Origin of the sequence: Caulobacter sp. CCH9-E1 (assembly GCF_001556515.1) — a bacterium.
Lineage (GTDB): Bacteria > Pseudomonadota > Alphaproteobacteria > Caulobacterales > Caulobacteraceae > Caulobacter.
This window is the reverse complement of the sequence record NZ_LSJA01000293.1, coordinates 24,635-35,395: the sequence shown is the minus strand read 5'-3', so window position 1 is coordinate 35,395 and position 10,761 is coordinate 24,635. Positions and strand designations below refer to the sequence as shown.

8 protein-coding genes and 1 pseudogene are annotated in these 10,761 nt (G+C 68.5%); 4 read left to right on the top strand and 5 right to left on the bottom strand.

Annotated features, from left to right (window positions below; all coding sequences use genetic code 11):
• Positions 1-116: 116 nt before the first annotated feature.
• Positions 117-533 (bottom strand): annotated as a pseudogene (locus AX690_RS16505) (DUF559 domain-containing protein); the annotation flags it as partial.
• A gap of 704 nt (positions 534-1,237) precedes the next feature.
• Here AX690_RS16505 and AX690_RS16500 point away from each other — a divergent pair.
• Positions 1,238-1,453: a hypothetical protein gene (locus AX690_RS16500; RefSeq protein WP_066681267.1), complete on the top strand. Its 216-nt coding sequence runs from the start codon at positions 1,238-1,240 to the stop codon at positions 1,451-1,453.
• Between the two features lie 184 nt (positions 1,454-1,637).
• A complete protein-coding gene (locus tag AX690_RS16495) occupies positions 1,638-3,749 on the top strand; it encodes a TonB-dependent siderophore receptor (RefSeq protein WP_066681268.1) in 2,112 nt (703 codons plus the stop codon).
• Between the two features lie 143 nt (positions 3,750-3,892).
• Here AX690_RS16495 and pgi read toward each other — a convergent pair whose 3' ends face one another.
• Together pgi and AX690_RS16485 are read right to left on the bottom strand one after the other, a co-directional pair.
• Positions 3,893-5,512: a glucose-6-phosphate isomerase gene (gene pgi, locus AX690_RS16490; protein WP_066681270.1), complete on the bottom strand. Its 1,620-nt coding sequence runs from the start codon at positions 5,510-5,512 to the stop codon at positions 3,893-3,895.
• 115 nt (positions 5,513-5,627) lie between these two features.
• Positions 5,628-6,233: a thioredoxin family protein gene (locus AX690_RS16485; protein WP_066681272.1), complete on the bottom strand. Its 606-nt coding sequence runs from the start codon at positions 6,231-6,233 to the stop codon at positions 5,628-5,630.
• Positions 6,234-6,405: 172 nt separating this feature from the next.
• On the opposite strand from AX690_RS16485, the gene AX690_RS16480 reads away from it, so the two are divergent.
• A complete protein-coding gene (locus AX690_RS16480; RefSeq protein WP_066681275.1) occupies positions 6,406-7,137 on the top strand; it encodes a DUF1353 domain-containing protein in 732 nt (243 codons plus the stop codon).
• A 9-nt stretch (positions 7,138-7,146) separates the two neighbouring features.
• Here AX690_RS16480 and AX690_RS16475 read toward each other — a convergent pair whose 3' ends face one another.
• The gene (locus AX690_RS16475) at positions 7,147-9,303 is read right to left on the bottom strand and encodes a protein-disulfide reductase DsbD (protein WP_066681276.1); all 2,157 of its coding nucleotides are present in this window, start codon (positions 9,301-9,303) and stop codon (positions 7,147-7,149) included.
• Between the two features lie 115 nt (positions 9,304-9,418).
• Here AX690_RS16475 and AX690_RS16470 point away from each other — a divergent pair, with 115 nt between their 5' ends.
• Positions 9,419-9,811 (top strand): acyl dehydratase, encoded by a 393-nt coding sequence (locus tag AX690_RS16470; RefSeq protein WP_066681327.1) that lies wholly within the window; start codon positions 9,419-9,421, stop codon positions 9,809-9,811.
• A gap of 61 nt (positions 9,812-9,872) precedes the next feature.
• On the opposite strand, the gene AX690_RS16465 is transcribed toward AX690_RS16470, so the two are convergent.
• Positions 9,873-10,661 carry a SapC family protein gene (locus tag AX690_RS16465; RefSeq protein WP_066681277.1) on the bottom strand — a complete coding sequence of 263 codons (789 nt, stop codon included), beginning with the start codon at positions 10,659-10,661 and terminating at the stop codon, positions 9,873-9,875.
• Positions 10,662-10,761: the final 100 nt, after the last annotated feature.

The following is a 10,761-nucleotide window of genomic DNA, read 5'->3' as shown; positions in this document are numbered from 1 at the left end:
TTTCCCTCTCCCCTTGCGGGAGAGGGTGGCCCACGAAGTGGGTCGGGTGAGGGGTCGTACAGGCCGCGCCGTGATCGCGGACAGGTCGGGCGGCGGCGGAGAGGACTATCACCCCCTCATCCGTCGGCTCCGCCGACACCTTCTCCCGCAAGGGGAGAAGGAGGCGTCAGCGGCGCGGCGACGGCTTCGAGGATCTGGCCCAGAACGCGGTCCGGATAGCCCTGGATCTCGGGATTGGCGAACCTCAGCACGCGAAAGCCCTGCCCTCTCAGCCAGGCGTCGCGGATCGGGTCGGTCGGCGAGTTCTGGTGGTGGGGCCCGTCGGCCTCGATGATCAGCCGATGACGCAGGCAGACGAAGTCCACGACATAGCGGCCAATCGGGAGCTGCCGCCGGAACTTAAGGCCGTCCAGCCGACGGTCGCGCAGCAGCCGCCACAGCAGCCGCTCGGTCGCTGGCGGCTCGCGGCGCATCCGGCGCGCGAAGGCGAGTTGGCGAGCGTGATCAACCATGAAGGGAACATAACAAGAACAGCGATCGCGACGCAACCCCTCTCCCCTTGCGGGAGAGGGTGGCCCGGCAGGGCCTGGTGAGGGGTCGCGCGGGCGGCGCCGACTATCGACCCCTCATCCGTCCGCTTCGCGGACACCTTCTCCCGCAAGGGGAGAAGGGGCCCCGAATGGCCCTGAACGCAGCCGCGTATCCGGAATCGAATCCAACCAAATCAATCACTTCTCATTTTTACAGCTCAATCTATCCTCCCCCTCCAGACCCATGCCCATACTTGTCCTCGCCCCGTCGCGGGGGAGGCCGTCCAGCTGGCGACCGAACGGGCGGCGGGGGTGGTCGAGCGGGATGCGGTCCGGCTCGGCGTCGCGGGGCCCGGCGGGCCGTGCGGAAGGGCGACAGCTCCGGACGGGGCGGCTCCTTCCGGCGGTCGGGCCGGGGGCCATGCTCGCGACGACGGGATGATCGCGCCAGGCGCGGGCTGAAATCGCCCGCGCGGTCCGGGAGGGGCGCTTTCCCTTCCGCCCGCCGGAGGCCTCTTTCGGAAGCGGGTTAAAACCCCGCGCGCCGAGGGCTTTCGTCCAAACGATCGCGCGGAGCATCCGGGTCTCGTCGAAACGGTAACTCCAACATCCTTCCGGGCGCGCCCCGGAGCTCCGCCGCCTCCCCAGCCCGCCGGCTTTTCCGGCGGAAGACCGTCGCCGCATGCCCAAACCGAGAGGAACCTCGCATGTCCAAGCACAGACCCCCGGCCTCGCCGACCTCACCCCAAACCGGCGCCGTCAGCGCCGACAGCTCCATCGAGGCGATCCGCGCCGAGCGGTCCCGCGTCTTCGACGAGCTGATGCGGCGGCAGGAATACAAGCTGCTCCAGGCCGTGAAGGCGCGGATGGAGAGCCTGCCGCCCGTCCCCGAGCCGCATGCGCCCCCCGCCAACGAGAGCTGATCCCGGCGGCGTCTATACACGAAGCCTTAAGACTTTCGGCCGGCGCGGCCAGGCTTATCCGCAGAGCCGCCCGTTATAAACATGACGACCTTGTAATCTATCAGAGATGTAACCCACCTTTCACGCTTGTAACTTGAGGTGAACGGGACCGGCGGCCACAGCTTTCCTCGTGAGGGGAAAGTACATGACCAAGACCGCGCTTCTGGCGACCGCCGCCACCGTGTTGCTCGCCGCCGCCGGCTCGGTCCAGGCGGCGGACACGCCCCTGACAAGCGAAACGGGCAAGCCGGGCGACCAGGCCGCCGCCGTGGCGCCGGTCCCCACGGGTCCGACGTCCCAGGCCCCGATGGACGACGCGGCCCAGAAGGGCGTGCTGGTCTTCACCCCGGACTTCTTCGCCGCCAATCGTCCGAACACGGCGCAAGACATGGTCAACCGCGTGCCGGGCTTCACGATCCAGGACGGGGCGGGCACGCGCGGCTTCGAAGGGGCGGTCGGCAATGTGCTGATCAACGGCAACCGACCCGCCTCGAAGAACGACACGGCCTCCAACGCCCTGTCGCGCATCCCGGCCAACCGGGTCGAGCGCATCGAGCTGATCCGCGGCGGCGCGCCGGGCGTCGACATGCAGGGCTATTCGGTCGTCGCGAACGTGGTGCTGAAGAAGGGCGTCAACCACCAGCAGATCGCCACCTGGAACGCGTCGCTGTTCGACGGCGGCCACGATGTCTATGGCGGCAGCTATCAGTTCACCGCCACCAACGGCGACACCAGCTGGGGCGTGCTGCTCAGCGACGGCACCTCGACCAGCGACTCCAACGGCGCGGGCCGCAGCGTCCGCCACGACGGGACCGGCAAGCTGATCCGCGACGAGGCCTATCTGGACGACGGCTACGGCGGCGGGCGCTCGATCCGCGGCAACTGGTCGGGCCCGCTCCTGGGCGGCAAGCTGGAGGCCACGGCGCGCTTTGGCCGCAACGACTGGCACGAATGGACCGACCTGACCTCGCCGACGACCTTCCGCCGCAGCGCCTATGACGAGGAGAGCCACTCGGGCGAGCTGGGCCTGACCTACGCCCGGACGCTGGCGCCGAAATGGAGCCTGGAGACCCGGCTGATCCACTCGTTCGAGGACTTCGACAACGTCTCGACCAGCGACGACCGGCTGAACGGGACGGCCTCGCCCCAGCAGCGGTTCGTGGCCGACGGCGACGACTCGGAGTCGATCATCCGGGGGCTGCTGCGCCACGACTTCTCGGCGGCGCTGACGCTCGAGGCGGGGGCCGAGGGCGCCTACAACATGCTGGACGTGACCCAGGCCTACAGCGTGGGCGGGGTCGGCGTGCCGCTGCCCAGCGCCTCGGTCAAGGTCGAGGAGCTGCGCGGCGAGGCCTTCTCCAAGGCGACCTGGCGGGTGAACCCGAAGCTGACCCTGGAGGGCGGGCTGCGGCTGGAAAAGTCGACGATCAAGCAGTCGGGCGACGCCGAGAACGAGAAGAGCTTCTTCTACGCCAAGCCGCGGTTCCTGCTGACCTGGACCCCACAATCGGGAAGTCAGCTGCGCTTCCGCTTCGAGCGCGAGCTGGGCCAGCTGGACTTCGACGACTTCGCCGCCTCGTCGGATCTGGACGACGAGACCGTCTATGGCGGCAATGTCGACTTGAAGCCCGAGCAGCGCTGGATCTCGGAAGTGACCTATGAGCGGCGCTTCTGGGGGCGGGGCGTGGTGTCGATCGGCTATCGCCACGACGAGATCATCGGCGTGATCGACCGCCTGCCGCTGCCGGACGGCCTGTCGGCGACGGGCAATATCGGCGACGGCACGCTGGACCGCCTGTCCCTCAACATCGTGGTCCCGACCGACAGGCTGAGGATCAAGGGCGGGCGCTTCACCTTCAAGAACGACTGGAACGAGACCCACGTGAAGGACCCGACGACCGGCCGCGACCGGCCGATCACCAAGGTCCGCCCGACCCAGGCCAATATCGGCTTCCAGCAGGACATCGTCTCGTGGAAGACCCAGTGGGGGATCAACTGGCTGCCGCTCTTGGGCCAGGGCACCTATGATGTCGACCAGACCAGCGTCTGGCGCGGCTCGCGCTATTACGAGGCCTTCGCCGAGTACAAGCCGACCCCGACCCTGGCGATCCGGGCGCAGCTGAACATCTGGGACGACTTCACGATCCGCCGCACGGTCTTCGCCAACCGCGGGCCCAACCGGACGGTGGCCTTCGTCGAAGACCGCGTGATCGACCCGCGCACCTTCGCCCAGCTGCGGGTGCGCAAGACGTTCTGATGAGGGGCCCTCTCCCCCTGCGGGAGAGGGTGGCCGCCGAAGGCGGTCGGGTGAGGGATCGTACGGGCTTTGTCGGAAAGGCCTTCCAACCCCTCATCCGTCATCCTTCGGATGACACCTTCTCCCGCAAGGGGAGAAGGAAGCTACTTTTTGAGACGGGCGATCAGGGCGCTCGTCGACGGATCATGGTCGCCGGCCGCGCCGCTCTCCAGCTCGGGCAGGATGCGACCCGCCATCACCTTGCCCAGCTCGACGCCCCACTGGTCGAAGGAATTGATCCCCCAGATCACGCCTTCGACGAAGGTCTTGTGCTCGTACAGCGCGATCAGGGCGCCGAAAGTCTCGGGCGTCAGGCGCTCCAGGACCACCAGGGTCGAGGGCCGATCGCCCGCGAAGGTCCGCTGCGGGGCCAGGGTGGCGATCTCGGCCTCCGACACGCCCTTGGCCTTCAGCTCGGCGACGACGTCCTCGGTGGTCCGCCCGACCATGAAGGCCTCGGCTTGCGCGAGCAGGTTCGACAGCAGCTTCTCGTGCATGCCGGCCGGGCCTTCGTCCGACTTGGCGATCCCGATCAGCTCCATGGGCGTGATGTCGGTCCCCTGGTGCATGCACTGGAAATAGGCGTGCTGGACATTGGTGCCCTCGTCCCCGAACACCACCGTGGCCGTGCCGCGCTGGGCGGGCTTGCCGTCGGGGCCGACCGACTTGCCGTTGCTCTCCATCTCCAGCTGCTGCAGGAACGACGCCAGCCGGCGCAGGCGGTGCGAGTACGGAACAACCGAGCGCGCGCGGCGGTCCAGGCCATTGCGATTGAAGATCTGGGCCAGGGCGACCAGGACCGGCGCGTTTTTCTCGAGCGGCGCGGTCTTGAAGTGCTCATCCATCGCCGCCCCGCCGCGCAGGAAGCCCTCGAAGGCCTCCCAGCCGGCGGCGACGGCCACCGACAGACTGACCGACGACCACAGCGAATAGCGACCGCCGACCCAGTCCCAGAAGCCGAACACGCGCTCGTCCGGCACGCCGAAGGCGGCGGTCTTGTCCAGCGCGGTCGAGATGGCGGCCAGGTGCTGGCTCGCCCCCTGCTCGCCCAGGGCCTCGACCAGCCAGGCCCGCGCCGCGCCGGCGTTGGCCATGGTCTCCTGGGTCGTGAAGGTCTTGGAGACCACCATGACCAGGGTCTCCTCCGGATCCATGTCGGCGGTCGTCAAGGCGAACTCGGCGCCGTCGACATTGGCCACGAAGCGCAGGTCGATCTGCGGCTTCACGGGGCGCAGGGCGTCCCACAGCAGGCGCGGACCCAGGTCGCTGCCGCCGATGCCGATGTGCAGGATCGCCTTGAACGGCTTGCCGGTCGCGCCCTTGATCGCGCCCGAGCGGACGGCCTGCGCGAAAGCCTTCATCCGCTGGCGGACGGCCTCGACCTCGGCCATGACCGGCTGACCTTGAGCCTTCACGTCGGCGTCGGCCGGAGCACGCAGCGCCGTATGCAGCACCGCGCGGCCCTCGGACGAATTGATCGCCTCGCCGCCGAACATCCGGGCGCGGGCGCCCTCGACATCGGCGGCGTGGGCCAGATCCAGCGCGGCCTCGAGGCCCGCCTCGTCCCACGCCTGCTTGGAGAGATCCAGATGCAGGCCGGCGACGTCCAGGGTCAGGGCGTCCAGGCGCCCCGGCTCGTCCTCGAAGAAGTCGACGATGCGCTTCTGCCCAGCGGCCCTCGCGGCGGTTTCCAGGCGGGTCCAAGCAGCGTCGAGATCGGCCATGGGCGGCGTCCTTGCTAAGAGATCGGAGCGTTCGCTTCGGGCTTAGCAAACGGCCGTCGCCGCGTCATGGCGGACCAATGACGTTTTTTTCAGGCCTTCGCCCCCTGAAAATCTCCTAGGCGTCCTTGTACTTCACCGAGCAGCCGTAGGGCGTCGAAAAGGGCGTGGCGACCTTGCGCCCCGCCTTCACGTCCGCCAGAGCCGCGGCGACCAGATTCTTGGCCCCCGCCAGATCCTCGACCTTGCTGGTCGGCCGGTCGTCAATGGCGCCCTCGTAGACGACCTGCCCCGTCTTATCGATGACGAACATGTGCGGCGTGGTCTTGGCCTTGTAGGCCGTCGCGACCTTGCCTTCCGGGTCCAGCAACAGGGCCGTCGGCTTGGCGCCGCGAGCGTTCATCCAGGACTTGGCGGCCGCGCCGTCCGCGAAATGGCCCTGCTTGCCGGGCGCGGAGGACGCCACGGTCAGCCAGACCACGCCGTCGGCGCGAGCGGCCTGCTGCAGCCCCTGCATGTTTCCCGAATAGTGCTTGCGGACATAGGGGCAGCCCTCGTTGGTCCATTCCAGAACCACGGTCTTGCCCCGGAACTCGGACAGAGAGCGCGTCTTTCCGTCGGCGTCGACGGCGGTGAAGTCCGGCGCGGGTCTGGCGTAGGCGACGGTGGGGACAAGAGCGGCCAGCGGCAGGCCGGCGGCGACGAGACGGCGGGTTATCGGCATGTCAGTCTCCCGTACTTCAAATCCTCCCCAAACCGACCCTGCCACAGATCGGCGTTATGCGAAACGGTCGCGAAATCGTCGCGGAGGCCGAAACTTCGCCATTCTTGCTTGCTCTCATGTCGCCCCGCGCCCAGAAGAACGGCGCCGTCTTTCACCACCGCCTCCCCGACTGATGTCCCGCTTGAAGACCCTCGCCGCGCTCAGCGGCGCCAGCCTGATCCTCGCCGCCTGCGCGACGCAGACAAACACCACCGTCTTCGTGCCGGTGGTCGCCCCGACGCCGCCTAGCTCGCTGACGCCGCAGCCGATCATGCTGTTCAACCAGACCAAGGACGGCCGCAAGCTGTTCACCCTGGACGCGGAATTCCCCTACTGCGACGTCGAGACGGGCAAGGTCATCGTGGTGCCGCGCTGGTACGTCACCGACTTCGCCAGCGTGCCCTGGTACGGCCAGGCCTTCATCGACCCGCAGGGCCCGACGGCGCGGGCGGCGATCGTCCACGACTGGCTGTATACGATCGGCGAGCCGGGCAAGCGCGAAGAGGCCGACGCCATCTTCCTGCGGGCGATGCTGAAGTACGGCGTGCCGCCCTTCCAGGCCAACATCGCCTACAAGGCCGTGCGGCTGGGCGGCGAGAAGGGTTACGGCCTGCCGACCGACTGGCGCTTCGTCGATCCCAAGCGGCAGGACTTCAGCCAGCCCGCGCCGTTCGCCAAGCCCCGCACGGGCATGGTCCGCTATCTGCCCAAGTGCCAGGGATTCACCGCCCTGATCCAGACGGGCTGGCGCGCCTATCCGATCAAGACCGCGCCGATCGTGGCGCCGCCGCCGGTCGTGATCACCAGGACGCCGCTGGACCAGATGAAGGCCAAGCTGCCGTTTGGCGGCGATAAGAAGAAATAGCGCCGGACGTCAGGCGCCCGCCTTCTCGATCGCCTCGATGACCATGCCCTCGGTCAGCAACTGGGGCAGGATCACCGGCTCGCCGCCGTTCTTCGGATAGACGACGTAGAGCGGCACGCCCACGCGGCCGAAATCCGCCAAGGCCTTGGCGATAACCGGGTCGCGATTGGTCCAGTCGGCTTTGAGGAAGACGGCGTTCTGGGCCTTGAAGGCCTCGGCCACCTTGCCGCCGGACAGGGCGACCTTTTCGTTGACCTGACAGGTCACGCACCAGGCGGCGGTGAAGTCGACCAGCACCGGGCGGCCCTCGGCCCGCAGCGCCGCGACGCGCTCGGGCGACCAGGCTTCGGCGACAAGGCCCGGCCCCGAGGAGGGGGCGGCGGAGTCCACGGCGGTCGGGATCTTGGCGGCCAGGGCCGCGGAGGCTGACAGCGCCAGAGCCGCGCCCACGCAAAGGAGGCCGACGAGCATCTGGCCCAGGAACGCCTTACCCGCCGCTCGCCGGCCTTGGGAAAGGCCGTAGACCCACGCGCCGAAGGCGGCCAGCACGCCCGCGCCCAGCACCTGGCCCAGGGCGATCGGTCCGGCCTGCTGAGCGAACACCCAGGTCAACCACAGGGCCGCGCCGTACATCGGGAAGGCCAGGCCCTTCTTCAGGATCTCCATCCAGGCGCCGGGACGCGGCAGGCGGTGCAGGACCGCCGGAATGAAGGCGACAGCCACGAACGGCGCCGCGAAGCCCAGACCCAGGGCCGCGAACACGCTCAAGGCCACCACCGCCGGCTGGGTCAGGGCGTAGCCGAGCGCGCCCGCCATGAACGGCGCGGTGCAGGGCGCCGCCACCACCACCGCCAGGGTGCCGGTGAAGAACGCGCCGAGCGCGCCATCGCGAGAGGACGCCCCGGCGCCGACGCCTTGGATCGAGGTCCCGATCTCGAAGACGCCCGACATGTTCAGCGCGACCAGCAGCATCAGCAGGGCCAGGGCCGCGATCACCAGCGGCGACTGGAGCTGGAAGCCCCAGCCGACCGCCGCGCCGCCAGCCCGCACGGCCAGCAGCAGGCCCGCCAAGATCAGGAACGTCGCCAGCACGCCCGCCAGGAAGGCCACGCCCTGCGCCCGCGCCTTGCTCTCGTGATGGGCGTGGGTGGCCAGGCTGGCCGCCTTCATCGACAGCACCGGGAAGACGCAGGGCATCAGGTTCAGGATCAGGCCGCCCAGGAAGGCCAGGGCCAGAGCGCCGATCAGCCCGCCGGGAATGCTGGCGGTCGACGTCTGGGTCTTGGCGGGCGGCGGGCCGAGCCCGGCGGCCGCGGCGGGAAGCTCGCCCGAGGTCGCGGTGACCTCCCAGGCCGAACCGTTGGCCAAGGCCAGGACGCCCGCAAGCTCGGCCGGCGGCGTCGCGCCGCCCGCGAAGTCACGGCCGGGCTGCAACGTCAGGGTCAGCCCTTCGGGCCCGCGGTCGATCGCCTGCTCGGCGGCGTGCTCGATCGCCTTGGACGAATAGGGAAAGAAGTAAGCGCCGGCCATGTCAGCGCCCTTCAGCGGGGCGCCGGTGACCGCGAGCTTCAAGGCCTGGCCATCCGGCTTGAAGACCGCCTTCAGGCCGGCGGGCTTGGGCGCCTTGGCCAGGACCTCGGCGATCTTGCCGCCCCACTTGGGATCGGCGCCCGCCGAACCGGCGACGACCGGCAGCAGCAGCGACAGCTCGGCGTCCTCGGGCACGCAGACCTGCTCGCAGACGAGGTACGAGACCTTGGCCGTCAGCGACACCGTCGTCCCAACCTGGGCGCTGGCCGGCGCGCTGATCGGCACGGGGATCAGGACCTCGCCCTCATAGGCGTAGTCCAGCAGCGGGCCCAGCCTAGCCTTGATCGGCGTCGGCCAGACCATGTCGCCCGCAGCCCAGCCGGCCGGCAGGGTCCAGGCGATCTTGGTCGGCTCGCCCGCGTCGCCGGGATTGCGCCAATAGGTGTGCCAGTCCTTCTGAATCTTCTGGCGCAGGGCGACATAGATCGTGCCACCGGGCGCGATGCCGCTCTCCTGCGGAACAAGCTCGGATTCGATATGGCCGGAATTGACGACCGGTCCAGCCACGGCGGCGCCCGCCAGCAACGTCGCCGCCACGAAGGCTTGCAGGGCGAGGACGGCTCTCTTGAGGAACATCGGCGACCGGACTTTGTGAAAACGACAGCACCAGCACACATGGCCCGGCTAGGCGCTCTCGACAATGGTCAAGACGCACCTGACAGTCGGCGAAGGAATCATCCCGGAGCCGCCCATGCCCGCCGCGTTCGACGATATCGAGATCGGTCAGGTCGTCTCGCTGGGGACACGGGCCGTCGACGCCAAGGCCCTCGAGGCGTTCATCGCCGCGTTCACGCCCGGCTGGCCCGTGGAGAACGGCGCGCCCGACGCCATGGTCTTCTCGATCTGGACGCGGCTGGACGCCGACGCCAGCGCCGCCTGGCCGCAGACCAAGCGCCTGGGCGTCGACGCCCTGCGCTGGATGCGCAATCCGCCCGTCGGCGAGCTGCTGCGCGGCCGCATGACGGTGATGGGCAAGGACCCAGTCGGCGAGGGCAAGGGCATCGTCATCGCCCAGCACGACCTGCTGGACGAGGCCGGTCGCCTGGTCTTCTCGTGCCTGACCCGCAGCATCTTCGCGCGCTGAACGAAAAAGGCGGCGGAGCCGAAGCCCCGCCGCCCTCTTGGTCTTTAGCTGACGCTGAAGCCTAGTTCAGGTTGGCGGCTTCGGCCTGCTTCAGCACGGTCTTGTTGATCAGGCGATCCCAGCCCAGCAGCGACACCAGGTGCGCGTAGATCTGCGCCAGGGCGCCGTTCTGCTGCAGCTCCTTCAGCTTGTCGGCCGGCAGATTGTTCAGCTTCTCTTCCGAGACGCCAAAGTACTCGGCGACGGTCACGGGCTCGCCAGCGGCGGCGCCGGTTTCGTCCTGCGGCTGGAAGATGGCCTTCTTCAGCTCGAACAGGTCCAGCTCCTTCAGCAGCTGGACAAACGAGTCCGTGCGGCGGCGCTCCAGCTCGAAGTCGTCGCAGAACTTGATGCAGTTCTGGGTGTATTCGGTCGGTTCGCCCTTGTCGTCGAACAGCGGGGTCTGGCCGTTTTCGGCCAGCAGGTCCGAACCGCGGTCGATGCAGACGATCAGGCGGTCTTGCGTGTCGTCATTGGCCAGCACGAACGGATAGCGGCGGATATAGGCCGGAATATAGACGTTCGCCTCGACGGAACCATCGGCGCCGATGAACAGGTTTTCCTGCTGGTTCAGACCCATCACGGCCAGCGGCACCTTGTCCTCGCCGGCGAAGATCACCGGGAAGGTCAGGGCGGCCGGGGCGAATTCCGAGACCGTCAGCGGCACGGCGGTGCCGGCGGCGGCGAAGCCATACGGCTTGTCCTTATGCACCAGCGCCAGCTTGGCGTGCTGCTCGCGGTTCAGCGGCTCGGGCGACGTGTAGAACAGGACGTTGCCGGTGATCTCGCCGGCGGACTGGGTCGTTGTCATGAAGAGCTCTACGACAAAATTGGAAACGGACGCTCGAACGCTTCGAAGACGACCGCGAAGGCTCGCGGTTCTAGCCGATCCCGCCGGATGCGGCAATCTG

What these genes read in the sequence shown, in the direction of transcription:
- AX690_RS16495 (WP_066681268.1), top strand. Translation starts at nt 1,638, where the DNA reads ATGACCAAGACCGCGCTTCTGGCGACCGCCGCCACCGTGTTGCTCGCC.
- AX690_RS16500 (WP_066681267.1), top strand. Translation starts at nt 1,238, where the DNA reads ATGTCCAAGCACAGACCCCCGGCCTCGCCGACCTCACCCCAAACCGGC.
- AX690_RS16485 (WP_066681272.1), bottom strand. Translation starts at nt 6,233, where the DNA reads ATGCCGATAACCCGCCGTCTCGTCGCCGCCGGCCTGCCGCTGGCCGCT.
- AX690_RS16475 (WP_066681276.1), bottom strand. Translation starts at nt 9,303, where the DNA reads ATGTTCCTCAAGAGAGCCGTCCTCGCCCTGCAAGCCTTCGTGGCGGCG.
- pgi (WP_066681270.1), bottom strand. Translation starts at nt 5,512, where the DNA reads ATGGCCGATCTCGACGCTGCTTGGACCCGCCTGGAAACCGCCGCGAGG.
- AX690_RS16480 (WP_066681275.1), top strand. Translation starts at nt 6,406, where the DNA reads ATGTCCCGCTTGAAGACCCTCGCCGCGCTCAGCGGCGCCAGCCTGATC.
- AX690_RS16465 (WP_066681277.1), bottom strand. Translation starts at nt 10,661, where the DNA reads ATGACAACGACCCAGTCCGCCGGCGAGATCACCGGCAACGTCCTGTTC.
- AX690_RS16470 (WP_066681327.1), top strand. Translation starts at nt 9,419, where the DNA reads ATGCCCGCCGCGTTCGACGATATCGAGATCGGTCAGGTCGTCTCGCTG.